The organism is Pseudomonas kurunegalensis (genome assembly GCF_030291635.1).
Lineage (GTDB): Bacteria > Pseudomonadota > Gammaproteobacteria > Pseudomonadales > Pseudomonadaceae > Aquipseudomonas > Aquipseudomonas monteilii.
Window position 1 is genome coordinate 2,245,438 of record NZ_CP127871.1, and the last position, 13,962, is coordinate 2,259,399.

Consider the following 13,962-nt stretch of genomic DNA (forward strand, 5'->3'; position numbering starts at 1 on the left):
TATCGAGTCGTACAAACCAGGCGGTCGCGCGCTTTGGAACAGGCGATACTGGCCCGAAACAAATGTAGGAGCGAGCTTGCTCGCGATGCGCCGCGCGGGCGGCGCGCGATCTCACAGGCGCTGAACAACTCAAGGCATCCACCTGGCAACCCAAATGCAATCCGTCGGCACGCCGGTAGCGCTCGGTCTTGTCCAGCAGGGTGTCGCCCTCTTGCGGCTCGGCGGTGATACCGGTGATCGCATGCAGGCGGATGCGCCCGCCGCCGGTGGTGTGGTCGAGGGTGGCGAACGCCCGTGCGGCCACCGTCGGCGCGGTCAGGGCCGGGCGGTGGGCGATCATGAAACCCAGGCGCTCGGTGTGCGCGGCAGCATAGGCGGCAATCTGCAGGCTGTCGGCGCTGCCGGGGCCGCTGGCGATCAGCACCCGGTCGAACCCGGCATGCTCATGGGCGCGGGCGTGGTGGCGGATGAACGGCAGGTCGAAGTCCGGTGTACGGACGCCACGGGTCTCGGACCACTGGCGGGGGAAGATCATACCGACGAATTCAATGGACATGGCTTGGGCCTTTCAGGTTGAGGGGGGATCAGAACTGGTAGTCGACCTGGGCCAGTAACGTGCGGCCCGGCATCGGTTGCAGGAAGGTGTTGGTAGAGCCGGCCAGGCCACTGACGAAATTCAGCTCGTCGGTGACGTTGAGCATGCGCACCGTCACGCCCCATTGCGGCTGGCGGTAGTACACGGCCAGGTCAAGGTTGTATTCGTCCGGCACTTTCACCGTATTGCTCAGGTTCAGGTACCAACTGCTGGTCCACCACCCCGACAGCTCCACGCCAAACCCTGAATCGAAGCGGTAGTCGACATAGCCGCCAGCGTTGTATTCGGGGATCTGCACCGCATCGAACTTGCCGGATGGCCGCTGGTTGAGGCTGTTGTTGTCGCCGAATACCGTGCCGTTGTCGGGGATGAACCCGGCCGAGGCGAACCCGGCCTGGCTGGTGAACTCGTTGTAGGCGCTGATGCGGCTGAGGTTAAGGCCACTGCGCAGGTTCTGGTCCTGGTAGCGCAGCGTTGCCTCCCAGCCTTTGACGATCAACCGGGCGATGTTGTTGTTGCTGTCCGGCGACTGGTCGCGGGCCTGCTTGTAGGCAGCGAGGGTGAGGAACAGCTGGTCGGGCACGGCCTCCACTTTCAAGCCGACCTCATGCAACACGCTCAGGCTCTCGAAGGCCAGCGGGTTGAGCTGGTTGGCCCCCGTGCCGCTGCCCCAGCCCAGGCCGTTGGTGAAGAAGCCGGTGTTCACCGCCAGCGAGCGGTCGAAGGTGTAGTACAGCGTGCTGTTTTCCGTGGGTTTGACATAGGGGCTGACCTGCACCGAGAACAGCCGGTAGTTGTCCGAGTCCTTGCGTGGGTTGCCGCCGGGCAGCACGAAAGGGTTTTCGATACGGGCATCGATCCAGCTGCGGCTGGCGCCCACGTTCAGGCCCACGCGCTCGCCCAGGCGCAGGTTGTGCTGGCTGAACAGGGTCTTGGTGGTCCAGGTGCTGTCGGCGGTGTACGGCGCCACCGACTCGGCATACAGGCCATGCCCGGCCGGATACATGGCCGGCAGGTTGAGCCAGCCGTAGTAGCTGGAGAACTGCGGCACGCCGGGTTGGCCGATCCACGCAGCGTTGCCGCCTGCGGGGTTGCGGCCGGTGAGCCCGAGCAGGTCACCGGGGTTTTTCAAGGTGGGATCGAGGGTCAGGTCATAGGCGTTGATGGTGCTGCCAAAGCTGTTGTTGGCGGCGATCGACTCGTTGCGCTCGCGGCGATAGATCAGTCCGCTGTTGCTGTCATCGACCAGCGTCAGGTCGCCCAGCTGCCACTGACCACGGGCGCGGAACTCGAAGCGGTTGTCGAAGATATCGTCCTTGCCTTGCACCTGAAACGCACCCACGGCGTCGGTTGTGTCGGTGGAGTGCTGGTAAAAGGTGCTGTTGGCCAGGGTGATCGACGGGGTCAGGTCGCCCTCGACGCGCAGTTGCGTGGTGAAGCGCCGTGAGCGGTTTTCATCCTGTGCACGCTGGCCGGTTTGTGACGACAACGAGGTCAGGCCATTGCCTGCCAACGACGGGTCGTAGACCCAGCCGCGCAGGCTGCCGGGGTTGGCCTGGGTATTGGGCGAGGCGCCCTGAAAGCTGCCGTCCACCACTGCGTACTGGCCCTGGGCATTGCGCTGGCGTTGCACCCAGCCGAGCACCTGGGCGTCGGCTGCGCCCGAGGACAGCACCGGCGACCACAGGGTGTTGCCGTTCTGGATGATCGGCGTGGCGCGGCCGGCGTAGTACTTGCCGTGGTCGACCAGGTCCTGGGTGGCGCGGTTCCAGCCGTGGGTGATGTTGTAGTCGTAGTAGTCGTCGTAGGCGGCATTCCAGTCCACCCGCACATTGTCGTTGCGCCAGGCCAACGCGCCGTAGAAGGCGTCGAAGTTGTTCTCGACGTTGTCGTAGAAGTCCTCCTGGCGCTGACGGGTGATGCTGACCCGGTAGGCCAGGTTGTCCGTGAGCGGGCCGGTGTTGTCGATGCTGAACTTGGTGGCATCGCGTGATTCGCCATCGGGGATCCAGCTGCCGATCTCGCCGCTGAGCTTGGTGCGGAATCGGTTGAAGTCGGGCTTCTTGCTCAGGTAGTTGACGTAGCCGCCACTGCCGCTGACCGATCCATAGGTCACCGACGACGGCCCGGCGACGATATCGGCGCCTTCGTAGGCGTTGAAGTTGGCGGGGTGGCGAACCCCGTAGGCGCGCTGGCCGTCCTGGAACACCTCGGTGTTCTGCCCGCGCATTTGCGGGGCGATCCCGGCGTTCTGGCCACCGCCTCGGGTGATGCCGGGGGCGTATTTGACCAGGTCGTCGGAACTGCGGATGGGGTCGTTGGCCAGCTGTTCGGCGTTGATCTGGGTGACCGAGCGTGGGGTGTCGAGCACCTTGGCTTCCAGTCCGCCGTAGATCGAGGCGGGCGGGCGGGTGGGCAGGGCGTCGTCGTCGGTCTGCTCGGCCTGCACGGTGACGGTTTGCAGCTGGGTATCTTCGGCGTGGGCCAATGACGAGCTGGTGGCCAGGATGGCCAGCGCCAGGGCGCTGGGCTGGAATTTCGGGTGCAGCAAGGTAACGCGGGGCATTGGCTGGGCCTCGTTCGACAGTAGGAATAGGGGAAAAACGAGGGCGCAGCCGCGCCTGCGGTTGGTGTTGGAGTTAACGCGGTCCCTGTAGGAGCGGCCTTGTGTCGCGATAGGGCCGCAGGGCGGCCCCAGCAATTTATTGGCCGACGCTGATATCCTGGGGCCGCTTTGCGGCCCTATCGCGACACAAGGCCGCTCCTACAAAAACAGACCGCGTAATAGCGCGGTCAGGCTTTCAGCCACAGGCTCTCGAATCGCCAGGTACTGAACAGCGACTGCTCCGCCTGCGCGCCACCCACGCGGGTGCTGACGCTGTCGAGCAAGTCGGCAAAACCCCAGATCAGCATGCCGCCGCGCTCGTACTGGATACGCTGGGCCCGGTGCACCAGCGCCTTGCGCTTTTCCAGGTCCGGTTGGGCCATGGCGGCGAGAAAGGCCTGGCTGAATTCGGGGTCGTTGAAGTGGGTCTTGTTGGCCACGGCAAACGGCGCGTCGGTATGAATCGCGCTGGCCAGGAACGGTGCGCCGATGCTGCCACCGGTGCTCAGGGTCCAGTCATCCCGTTGCGGACCCTGGAAGGTGGCCAGGTCGACCTGGCGCACGTTGATCGTCACGCCGATGCGCCGGGCCTGCTCGGCCAGCACCAGTGCCGAAGCCAGCCCCGGCCCGGCTGTGGTCACCAGCTCCACCTGCAACTGCTCATGGCCGGCTTCACGCAGCAACTGCGCTGCGCGCTGCGGATCATAGGGGCGTGGGCCAATGCTGTGGTCGAAGGTGGGATCGAACGGTGCATACAGGTCATTGGCCACCCGGCCTTGGCCATTCAGCGCACGCCGCACCAGCTCGTCACGGTCGGCCAGCAGGCGGAACGCCTCGCGCACGCGCGGGTCATCGAACGGCGCCTTGGCGGTGTTCATGTCGAACGACAGCCAGTTGCCGCTCACCGACTTCACCAGCCGCAGCCGTGGGTCGGCCTGCAGCACCTGCAGGTGCTCGGTGGACATCACGTTGGCCATGTCGATCTGCCCGGCGCGCAGTGCCGCCAGGCGACCGGTCTGGTCCTTGAAGTCGATGATCTCCAGTTCATCGGCATAGGGTTTGCCGGGTTTGTAGAAGTTGTCGAAGCGGGTGAACAGCGAGCGTTGGCCCGGGGTGAAGCTTTTCAGTTTGTAAGGCCCGGCGCCGACCGGGTTGGTGACCGGATGGTAGTCCACCGGCACGATGCCGCCGAAGTTGACCCAGGTCTCCGGCAGCGGCAGGTAGCTGCGCCCTTCGCGAAAGCCCAGGCGCACGGTACGGTCGTCCAGCCTGACCAGGTTGTCGCGGTCCACCCAGTGCAGCAACGCCGCATAGGGCGAGGCCAACTGCGGGTCGGTGAGGCGGCGGACGGAAAAGATCAGGTCCTCGGCGTCGATGGTCTTGCCATGGTGGAACTCCAGCCCGGGTTTGAGGCGCAGGGTCCAGCTGCTGGCATCGGCGTTGGGCTCGGCGAACTCGGCCAGGGCCAGGCGCGGTTGCATCTGCTCGTCCCATTCCCACAGCTTGCTGTACAGCGCAAAGCCGCGCACGATGCCGCTGCCGATGGGCTTGTGGGCGTCGAGGTTGCCGCTCTGGTTGCCGTCGATGATGCCTAAACGCAGCCGCCCGCCATGGCGCGGCTGGTCGGCCACGGCATGGCTTGGGCTGTCGGCGGGGCCGCAGCCGGCCAGCAAACCGCCGGCCAGCACGCCAGCGTGGCCAAGGAAGCTGCGCCGGCTCAATGGGTAACCGTCCCTGGCCATGGCGTCAGGCTCCGTTGCTGGCGTGCAGTTGCACGGGTTCGGTTGCCGGGCGGGCAAGGGCTGCGCGCTGTGCACGGAAGTGCGGCAGGATGTGCTCGCCGATGCGGTAGGCCTCTTCCAGGTGCGGGTAGCCGGCCAGGAAGAACAGGTCGATGCCGATGCCGTGGTACTCGTGGATTCGCGCTACCACGTTGGCGTAGCTGCCTACCAGCGCGCAGCCCGGCGGGATACCGATGTAGCCGAAGCCGGTCCACACATTGGGGTGGATGAAGAAGTCGTCGAAGGTCTGTTGCTCGTCCTTGTCGTTGTAGCCATGTTCGTAGCTCAGCTTGCGTGCCGTGCGCAGGCCAGCGTGAGCCGCGCGGGCCTTGACCGTGCCTTTGGCCACGCCTTCGTCGAAGAAGCGTTTGGCTTCGGCCAGCGCGGCCGCTTCAGTGTCGCGGGTGATCACGTCGATGGACAGGCCAAAACGGATATCGGTGCGCCCCCACTTCAACGCGCGGGCACGAATGTCGGCGATCAGCGCAGCGATCTCGTCCGGGTGTTCGGCGCGCATCAGGTAGAAGTCGGCGTGCTTGGCAGCAAATTCCCGCGCTGCCACCGACGAGCCGGCCGTGCAGATCAGCGGCAGTTCGGCCTTTTTCAGTGGGCCGCGAAGGCCGCCGCCTTCGGCACGGTAATAGGTGCCTTCGTAGTGGAACTGCTCGTTGTGCCAATAGCCGCGCACCACGTCCATGAATTCGGTGGCGCGAGCGTAACGTTCGTCATGGCCCTCGAAGTCGCCGACCTGACGCTGGATGGCATCCGAGCCGCCGTTGATGATGTTCCACACCAGGCGGTTGCCGGTGGCGCGCTGGTAGGTCGCGGCCTGCTGCACGGCCACCCACGGGGTGTAATGGTAGGGCTGGAACGCGGTGACGAACTTCAGCGTGCGCGTTTCCCGGGCCAGCAGCGAGCACACCGTCCACGGTTCTTCGCCGGTCGGCGCGTTGACCATCAGCGCACCGCCAAAGCCGTTGATTTCCGCCGCGCGGGCGATCTGGCCGAGGTAGTCGATATAGGTGAAGTGATCACCTACGGCAAACCCCGACACCGCGCCGGTGCTAGCCCCGCCCGCATGCCAGTCGCCACGGTTGCGCGGGTCGCCGGGCAGGAACTGGGTTTCGCCGTGCAACGGCAGGCGGGTGAAGAATTCGATGCTCATGGGGTGGCCTCCTTACTGGACGCTTGGGCTGCAATTGGGGGTGACCGGCTGGCCGCTGATGACCTGGCGGGCGAAGGGGATCGAGTCCTTCAGCGAGGCATTCACCGTTTCGCTGTGGCCCAGGCCCTTGTACAAGTGGCCCTGCACCACGGAGCCGGCCTTGCAGGCGTCCTGCATCAGCGCCACCTGGGTGGCGGCGGCGGGGGTCTTGTCTTCGGCACCGGTGCCGATGAAGATCGGTTGGGCCAGTTTCAGGGTCGGGTACGACACCTGCGCCAGCCATGGTTTGAGCTTGTCGCCCTTGTAGTCTTTCTTGGCATTGGCCGGGGTCAGGCCGGTGCCGACCACGTCGCTGACCAGCGATGACAGGCAGCTGGTACGTGCCTGTTCGAACAACGGCAGGGCTTTGTCGGTGTAGAAGTCGCGCGGGTCGATGCTCGGGTCGTACTGCTGGGCCGCGAGCAAGGTGTAGAAGCCGTAGGCCAAGGCCGGATCGACTTTGTCCTGGTCTTGCTCACCGACATTTTTCGCGCCGATGGTATAAATCACGCCAGTGCCGATGCTGCCCTTGACCCCCAGTTTGGGCGCATAGGTGGCCGCGTAAGCGCCAGCGGCAAACGCCCCGGCACCGCCCTGGGACTGGCCGATGATCAGCACCTTGTCGGCCAGCCCCGGTACGCCGGCCACCACGGCCTTGGCTGCATCGAGAATGCCGTAGGCGGCCATGCGGTTGTTCAGCAGTGGGTGGCCACCGGGTACGCCCAGGCCCTGGTAGTCGGTGGCCACGATGGCGTAGCCCTCTTCGAGCCAGCGGTTGAGGTATTGCACGTCGCGGTAGCTGCGCCCGGCCCAGGACGGCGCGCAGATATCGGCCACGCCGACTGTGCCATGGCCCCAGCTGGCGACCGGCCAGCCACCTGCTGGCGCCTTGCCTTTGGGGATGAACAGCGCGCCGGACACCACCACCGGCGTTTTGCCGTCGATGCCGTCCAGCGAGGTGTAGAGGATGCGTTGTGCGCTGGCCGCGTTGGGCAGGCTCAAGGCCTGTTCCAGCGGTTCGCTGCGCAACAGTTTGCCGGGCGTGGCGGGGATGGCCTTGGTCCAGGTGTAGAAGGCTGACACACGGCCATCGCCCTGTTGCGGGTCGGGCTTGGGTGCGTAGGTTTCGGCGGCCATGGCGCCGATGGACAAGGCCAGGGCACTGAGGCCGAAGATAAGGGATGCAGGCAGTTTCATGAGTCAGGGTCTCAAGGTTGTTGGCTAAGTTGAGCGTCTGATGACGGCCAGTAGTGGGTCAGTTGCAGGTCGATCAGGGCCTGGCGGGTGAAGCCCGTGGCCAGGTCGCTGGTAATGTCGTAAGGCGTGCGGATCAGCCGATTGGCCAGGGCGTACTGGCCGAGGGCGTCGTAGTGCGCCTTCAGCTGGGCATCGCTTTTCGGTGCCCAGCGCGCTTTCCACGCCACCGGGTCGTCCTGGTCGTCACGGCGCAATACGCTTTCGCTGACGCCCGCACGCGATGACAGCGCGTAGTAGGCGTCGCGGTTCTGCTCCTGGGAGATCCACCAGGCCGCACGGACCCAGGCTGTAGCCACCAGTTGTGTCAGGTCGGCGTGCTCTTGAACAAAGCGGTCAGTGCCCCACAGGTCCGACACCAGCCGCCAGTCGTTGGCGCCTTGCTTGGTCGACCAGAGGATGCGCGCCACGCCTTTGTCTTCCAGGGCGTAGGCTTCGTTGAGCAGCACGGCGGCGTCCACTTTGCCGGCGGACACCGCAGCGGCACCGACCTGCGGGTTGAGGTTGGCGATCTTGAAATCGCTCAGCTGCAGGCCTTGGCTTTGCAGGAAGTTGCTGAAGGCGAACTCCCAAGGCCGGCCACGGTGCAGGGCCAGGCGTTTGCCCTTGAGGTCCTGGATGCTGCGGACCGTGGAGTCGCTCGGCACCACCAGGTAGATGTTGTTGCCGCTGCCGCCGGGCACTACCAGTTTGCCCGGCACCTGGCCGGCCCCGGCGATCACCGAGGGCAGGTCGCCGCGTACGGCGAAGTCCAGGCTGTCGTTGCTGAAGCCTTCGTTGATCTGCGGCCCGGCGCCGGCATGGGGCAGGGCGGTCCATTGCAGTTTCACGCCGCGAGCGGCCAGTTGCTGTTCCAGCCAGCCCTCTTCGATGACTCGGCCGGGAATGCCACCAAACACAGGTGCGCCGCCCTGGGTGAAGGCGACGATGGCGATGCGTACCGCCGCCGGTTGCTCGGCTGCCAAGGCAGCCAGGCTGATGAACAGGCCAAGCAGCAGGGTAAGGGCATGACGCCAGGGATTGTTCATGTGCAGCTCCAGGCAAAGGTTCGACAGGCCTGGAGCGAAATGCATGCCAGCCCGTTGAAAATACCTTGGAGGCTTTGAATGACGGGGCTTTGGGGCCGTTGGTGAAAAGCGGTGGGAGGCTAGCCCTGCTGATCGGCGGGCAGGGGAGTGCTGCCGGGTTGCTGCTGCAGCAGCAGTCGACTGCTGGAAAATCAAATATTCCTGATTCGAATATCTAAAGATTAATTAATAATTTTTTGATCTAATTTGTTTCATGCACTATGGGCCTGCGCGCTAACTGCCAGGAATGCCCCCATGTCGCTGATCACCCACCCCAATGCCCGCGAGCTGACCAAGTCGGTACGTGCCACCGTGCTCGTGTTCAAGGACCCGCGCTCTCAAGAGCTGCTCAGCCGCATCGAGCGCCTGGCGCCCAGCGAGGCCAATACCCTGATCATCGGCGAAACCGGCACCGGCAAGGAGCTGGTCGCCCGCCACATCCATCACCTCAGCCGCCGTGGGCGTGAGCCGTTCGTAGCGGTGAACTGCGGCGCCTTTGCCGAAACCCTGGTGGAGAGCGAGCTGTTCGGCCACGAGAAAGGCGCGTTTACCGGTGCCACCAGCAACAAGGCCGGCTGGTTCGAGGCGGCCAATGGCGGCACGCTGTTCCTCGACGAAATCGGCGACCTGCCGTTGAACATGCAGGTGAAGTTGCTGCGGGTGCTGCAGGAGCGTGAAGTGGTGCGGTTGGGCTCACGTACGCCGATACCCATCAACGTGCGGCTGGTGGCGGCGACCAACGTCAACCTGGCCGATGCGGTGGTAGCGGGGCATTTTCGGGAAGACTTGTTCTACCGACTGCACGTGGCGACGATCCGCCTGCCGCCGCTGCGCGAGCGGCCGGGGGACATCCTGCCTTTGGCGGAGTTTTTCATCGAGGAGCATTGCCGACGCCTGGGTTACGAGCGTGCCTCGCTAAGCCCGGATGCCGAGCGTAAATTGCTGGCGCATAGCTGGCCGGGCAACATCCGCGAGCTGGAGAACGCCATTCACCACGCGTTGCTGGTGTGCCGGTATCAGGTGGTGGCACCGGCGGACTTGCACCTGGTCGACATGAGGCCACAGGTAGCGGTGGCCGTTGCGCATGCTCATTTGCCTGCTGTCGGCGTGGCCCCGCCCGACTTGGAGAGCGCGTTGCTGGCCTTGTTCGAGCAGAATGTGCCAAACCTGTATGAGCATATCGAGGAGACGGTGTTCCGGGCGGCTTACCGCTATTGCCACGGTAACCAGTTGCAGACGGGGCGGTTGCTGAACATCAGCCGCAATATCGTGCGGGCGCGGCTGGAGAAGATAGGCGAATTGTCGAAGGCGTGAGTTGCCTGTATTGGGGCTGCTCTGCAGCCCATCGCCGGCAAGCCAGGCTCCCACAGGTACTGCACAGGCCTTGAGGCTCATGCGGTCGGTGTGGGAGCTGGCTTGCCGGCGATGGGCCGCACAGCGGCCCCCAAGTGGGCCCGGTTACTTGATAAACCGCACCTGGCTGTTGATCTTCTCGATCACCGCCCCCTTGCGTTCGTTGAAGCGGGCCTTGTTCTGCTCGAACAGGTTGTTGCCCTTGGTATCGATCGAGATGATCAGCGGCCCGAACTCACGCACGCGGTTCACCCACAACGTTTCCGGCATGCCCAGGTCCTGCCATTCTGCCCGCTCGATCTCTTCCACCTGCGTGGCCGCCAGCACCGCGCAGCCCCCCGGGAACACCGCATGCACCGCCTTGTTCTCCAGGCAGCCGGTGGTGGTCTCGGGGCCCATGCCACCCTTGCCGACAATCAGTTTGACGCCGGTCTGCTCGATGAACTGTTTCTCGAATTTTTCCATGCGCATGCTGGTGGTCGGCCCGATGGAAACCATCTCGAAGCTGCCGTCGTCTTTCTTCCTGACAATGGGGCCGGCGTGGAAGATCGCGCCGCCACGCAGGTCTACCGGAAGTTCGCGACCCAACTCGATGAGGCGCCGGTGTGCCACGTCGCGGCAGGTCACCAGTTGGCCGGTGAGGTAGACGACATCGCCCACGTTGAGGTTGGCCAGGTCTTCGTCGCTGATCGGGGTGCTGAGGATCTTTTTCACAGTACTACCCCTTCATGGGAGAGAATGTCGTAGGTCAGGTCGGCGTTGATGCGGATCTTGCCGCGGCGGTGGGCCCAGCAACCGGTGGACACCGCCACGCCAATGGTGGAGGGGTGACGGGCCGAAGACTCGATGTTCACCCCCATCACGCTGCTGTTGCCGGTCAGGCCCTGCGGGCCGATTCCGATTTCGTTCAGGCCTTCTTCCAGCAGCTTTTCCATCATGGCCGCGCTTTCGTTGGGGTGGCTGGAGTCCACTTCACGCAGAATCGCCTTCTTCGACAAACGCGCCGCTGTTTCCACCGAGGTCGAAACCCCAACCCCCACCAGCAAAGGCGGGCAGGCGTTGACCCCGCGCGAGGTGATCACATCGAAGACGAATTCGGTCACCCCTTCATAGCCTTGCCCCGGCATCAGCACCTTGGCCGAACCTGGCAAGGTGCAGCCGCCACCGGCCATGTACACATCGACAATGCAGTGATCGGCATCGGGAATGATCTCCCAGTCCAGCCACGGGATTTTCGAACCGGTGTTGGTGCCGGTATTTTTTTCGATGAAGGTTTCCACCGCGTTGTGGCGCAACGGCCCCTGAATGGTGGCTTCCTTGGTAGCGTTTTCGAGGATGCCTTCCATCTCACCCAGCAGCGGGAAGCGTGCGCCGGCCGAGACGAAGTACTGGATCACCCCGGTGTCCTGGCAGCTGGGGCGGTTGAGCTTGTCGGCGTACTCCTGGTTGTCGGCCATCGAGTCGTACACGGCGATGGCCAGCGGGTTGGTTTCGGCTGCACGCAACTTGGCGGTTTTTTCCTTCACGTCACGGGGCAGGCGTTTGCCGATATAGGCGGTGAATTTGGCCATCACGTCGGTAAGCGATGACACGGCGGTTTCTTTGTCCATGATTATTTCCTCACTGCATCACAAGGCGGGTTCGTTCTTGCTGTTATCGAAAGGTCAGGGTGTGGGGGTGCCGGCTTCCATGCGTGCAAGGGCAGGGTGCGGCGTAGCGGTTTGCGGTTCTGCCGGCAGTTGGCCGTCCAGGACCTGCGCCATGCGTTGCTTGTCCAGCGCACCCACCCAGTGGGCGATGGCCACGGTGCCGACGGCGTTGCCGATGGTGTTGGTGATGGCGCGGGCCTCGGACATGAAACGGTCCACGCCCAACAGCAGCACCATGCCGGCCACCGGGATGTTGTCCATGGTCGCCAGGGTGGCGGCCAGGGTGATGAAGCCCGAACCGGTCACACCTGCGGAGCCTTTGGAGGTGAGCAGCAGCACGCCGAGCACGATCAGTTGGTCCATCAGGGTCAACGGCGTGTTGGTGGCCTGGGCGATGAAGATGGCGGCCATGGTGTAGTAGATGCACTGGCCGTCCGGGTTGAAGGTAAGGCCCGAGGGAATCACCAGGCCGACCACCGGCTTGGACACGCCCACTTTTTCCAGCTTGTTCATCAGTTGCGGCACTACCGACTCGGACGAACTGGTGCCCAGTACCGTGAACAGTTCTTCCTTCAGGTACTTGAGGAACTTCCACAGGTTGAAGCCCGACAACCGGGCAATGGCGCCCAGCACGATCACCACGAACAGGAAGCAGGTCAGGTACATGGTCGCCATCAGCTTGCCCAGCGACACGATCGAGCCCAGGCCATATTTGCCCACGGTGAAGGCCATGGCGCCGCAGGCGGCCAGCGGGGCCACGCGCATGATCATGCCGACGATGAAGAACATGCCGTGGGAAAAGGCTTCCAGCACATCCACCATCGGTTTGCCGCGCGGGCCGAGGTGGGACAGGGCGATGCCGAACAGGGTGCTGAACAGCAGGATCGGCAGGATCTCGTTCTTGGCGAAGGCGTCGGTCACGCTGCCGGGTATCACATGCAACATGAAGTCGATGAAGCCGCCACTGTTGCCGGCCGCAGCAGCGGTGTAGGTGGAGATGCTCTTGGCGTCGAGTGTGGCAGGGTCGACGTTCATGCCCTGGCCGGGCTGCACGATGTTGACCACCACCAGCCCAAGCACCAGGGCGAAGGTGGACAGCACTTCGAAGTAGATCAGCGCACGTACACCGACGCGGCCGAGTTCCTTCATGTTCTCCATCTTGGCGATGCCCAGCACCACCGTGGCGAAGATGATCGGGGCGAAGACCATCTTGATCAGCTTGATGAAGGCGTCACCGACGGGCTTCAAGTCTGCGCCAACCTGTGGCCAGAACACCCCGATCAGCACCCCGAGGGTTACGCCGATCAATACCTGTACGTAAAGCTTGCCGAACAATCGCTTGGCCATTGCCGTCTCCGAATTATTGTTGTGAGTCGGATTTATCGGGCGGCCGGGCTGCTTGTGGGGTGCAGGTCACACCTGGCCTTGGCGGCCGAAGAGCCCAGCGTTTTTGTGGTTAATCACGCAGGGCAAAAGGTAATGGTTTTTCAAAAATGCTGTAATACAATGAAATTCAACTCATTGTTTCCCTCAGGTTAATTATGAATCCGGTATCGGAGCTGGCGTTTTTCACCCAACTGATCCGGGTGGGCAGCCTGGCGGGCACCGCACGCGAACTGAACCTGACTCCGCCTGCCGTTTCCAAACGCCTGGCGCAGCTGGAACAGCGCCTGGGTGTGCGCTTGCTCAACCGCACCACGCGTAGCATCAGCCTTACGGCCGAAGGCGAGACCTACCTGGTGAATGCCCGGCGAATACTGGGTGAAATCGAGGAAATGGAGCGGCAGGTGTCCAGCAGCCGTGCCGAGCCGAAGGGCCTGTTGCGGGTCAATGCGCCGTTGGGGTTCGGGCGTACCCATGTAGGGCCGGCAGTTTCATCGTTTGCCAAACGCTTCCCGGAGGTGGAGGTGCAACTGCACCTGACCGACCGTCCTATCGCGTTGCCGAACGATGCCATCGATGTGGCCATCCGCTTTGGTGAACTGCCCGACTCGCGCCTGATCGCCCGCAAGATTGCCGCCAACCGCCGTCGGTTGTGTGCAGCGCCTGGCTATCTGGAGGCTCACGGCACCCCGCAAGCCCCCAAGGACCTGGCCAGCCACAACTGCATCGTGTTGCGCCAGAACGATGCCGCGTTCGGCATCTGGCGGCTCAGCCGCGGCAAGCTGAGCGAGTCGGTGAAGGTGCATGGCAGCCTCAGCACCAACGACGGCGAAGTGGCCCTGAACTGGGCGCTGGACGGGCAAGGCATCTTGCTGCGGGCCGAGTGGAACCTGGCCGATCACCTGCGCAGCGGGCGCCTGGTGGAGGTGCTGGGCGATTACCAAACGCCGCCTGCAGACATCTATGCGGTGTATCTGGAGCGCTTGAACCTGTCGGCGAAGGTGTCGTGTTTTGTCGAGCACTTACGGCAGTTCTTCCGACAGGGCGACAGCCAGGCGACGTGGCAATAGC

General features: G+C 63.9%; 10 protein-coding genes and 1 pseudogene. 2 read left to right on the top strand and 9 right to left on the bottom strand.

All coding sequences use genetic code 11. The annotated features are described in order from the left end of the window. Nucleotides 1–163: 163 nt before the first annotated feature. The 6 genes and pseudogenes from QQ992_RS10110 to QQ992_RS10135 all read right to left on the bottom strand — a co-directional run. Nucleotides 164–556 (bottom strand): annotated as a pseudogene (locus QQ992_RS10110) (LLM class flavin-dependent oxidoreductase); the annotation flags it as partial. Nucleotides 557–584: 28 nt separating this feature from the next. Continuing rightward, on the bottom strand, nucleotides 585–3,161 hold the full coding sequence (locus QQ992_RS10115; RefSeq protein ID WP_286113253.1) for a TonB-dependent receptor: 2,577 nt from the start codon (nucleotides 3,159–3,161) through the stop codon (nucleotides 585–587). Between the two features lie 227 nt (nucleotides 3,162–3,388). Beyond that, nucleotides 3,389–4,942: an ABC transporter substrate-binding protein gene (locus QQ992_RS10120; RefSeq protein ID WP_286113254.1), complete on the bottom strand. Its 1,554-nt coding sequence runs from the start codon at nucleotides 4,940–4,942 to the stop codon at nucleotides 3,389–3,391. A gap of 4 nt (nucleotides 4,943–4,946) precedes the next feature. Next, nucleotides 4,947–6,146 carry an LLM class flavin-dependent oxidoreductase gene (locus tag QQ992_RS10125; protein WP_286113255.1) on the bottom strand — a complete coding sequence of 400 codons (1,200 nt, stop codon included), beginning with the start codon at nucleotides 6,144–6,146 and terminating at the stop codon, nucleotides 4,947–4,949. Between the two features lie 12 nt (nucleotides 6,147–6,158). Continuing rightward, complete coding sequence (locus QQ992_RS10130) at nucleotides 6,159–7,382, bottom strand: lipase family protein (RefSeq protein ID WP_105948024.1); 1,224 nt, start codon at nucleotides 7,380–7,382, stop codon at nucleotides 6,159–6,161. Between the two features lie 11 nt (nucleotides 7,383–7,393). After that, nucleotides 7,394–8,467 carry an ABC transporter substrate-binding protein gene (locus tag QQ992_RS10135; protein ID WP_286113256.1) on the bottom strand — a complete coding sequence of 358 codons (1,074 nt, stop codon included), beginning with the start codon at nucleotides 8,465–8,467 and terminating at the stop codon, nucleotides 7,394–7,396. 294 nt (nucleotides 8,468–8,761) lie between these two features. Between QQ992_RS10135 and QQ992_RS10140 the strand changes: the two genes are divergently transcribed. Beyond that, on the top strand, nucleotides 8,762–9,820 hold the full coding sequence (locus tag QQ992_RS10140; RefSeq protein WP_286113257.1) for a sigma-54 interaction domain-containing protein: 1,059 nt from the start codon (nucleotides 8,762–8,764) through the stop codon (nucleotides 9,818–9,820). 144 nt (nucleotides 9,821–9,964) lie between these two features. Here the strand turns inward: QQ992_RS10140 and ttdB are convergent, their stop codons facing one another. The 3 genes from ttdB to QQ992_RS10155 are packed head-to-tail and all read right to left on the bottom strand — an operon-like array spanning nucleotide 9,965 to nucleotide 12,855. Beyond that, the gene (gene ttdB / locus QQ992_RS10145; protein ID WP_003259286.1) at nucleotides 9,965–10,573 is read right to left on the bottom strand and encodes a L(+)-tartrate dehydratase subunit beta; all 609 of its coding nucleotides are present in this window, start codon (nucleotides 10,571–10,573) and stop codon (nucleotides 9,965–9,967) included. Beyond that, nucleotides 10,570–11,469 (bottom strand): L(+)-tartrate dehydratase subunit alpha, encoded by a 900-nt coding sequence (gene ttdA / locus QQ992_RS10150; RefSeq protein ID WP_105948311.1) that lies wholly within the window; start codon nucleotides 11,467–11,469, stop codon nucleotides 10,570–10,572. Before ttdA ends, ttdB begins: the two co-directional genes overlap by 4 nt. Nucleotides 11,470–11,523: 54 nt before the next feature. Further along, nucleotides 11,524–12,855 (bottom strand): dicarboxylate/amino acid:cation symporter, encoded by a 1,332-nt coding sequence (locus tag QQ992_RS10155; protein ID WP_286113258.1) that lies wholly within the window; start codon nucleotides 12,853–12,855, stop codon nucleotides 11,524–11,526. Between the two features lie 194 nt (nucleotides 12,856–13,049). Here QQ992_RS10155 and QQ992_RS10160 point away from each other — a divergent pair, with 194 nt between their 5' ends. Further along, a complete protein-coding gene (locus QQ992_RS10160; protein ID WP_286113259.1) occupies nucleotides 13,050–13,961 on the top strand; it encodes a LysR family transcriptional regulator in 912 nt (303 codons plus the stop codon). The last annotated feature ends 1 nt before the right edge of the window (nucleotide 13,962 follow it).

Bases quoted from the DNA above. Each gene is read 5' to 3' on its own strand.
- ttdA (WP_105948311.1), bottom strand. From the start codon at position 11,469: ATGGACAAAGAAACCGCCGTGTCATCGCTTACCGACGTGATGGCCAAA.
- QQ992_RS10125 (WP_286113255.1), bottom strand. From the start codon at position 6,146: ATGAGCATCGAATTCTTCACCCGCCTGCCGTTGCACGGCGAAACCCAG.
- QQ992_RS10130 (WP_105948024.1), bottom strand. From the start codon at position 7,382: ATGAAACTGCCTGCATCCCTTATCTTCGGCCTCAGTGCCCTGGCCTTG.
- QQ992_RS10160 (WP_286113259.1), top strand. From the start codon at position 13,050: ATGAATCCGGTATCGGAGCTGGCGTTTTTCACCCAACTGATCCGGGTG.
- QQ992_RS10140 (WP_286113257.1), top strand. From the start codon at position 8,762: ATGTCGCTGATCACCCACCCCAATGCCCGCGAGCTGACCAAGTCGGTA.
- QQ992_RS10135 (WP_286113256.1), bottom strand. From the start codon at position 8,467: ATGAACAATCCCTGGCGTCATGCCCTTACCCTGCTGCTTGGCCTGTTC.
- QQ992_RS10120 (WP_286113254.1), bottom strand. From the start codon at position 4,942: ATGGCCAGGGACGGTTACCCATTGAGCCGGCGCAGCTTCCTTGGCCAC.
- QQ992_RS10115 (WP_286113253.1), bottom strand. From the start codon at position 3,161: ATGCCCCGCGTTACCTTGCTGCACCCGAAATTCCAGCCCAGCGCCCTG.
- QQ992_RS10155 (WP_286113258.1), bottom strand. From the start codon at position 12,855: ATGGCCAAGCGATTGTTCGGCAAGCTTTACGTACAGGTATTGATCGGC.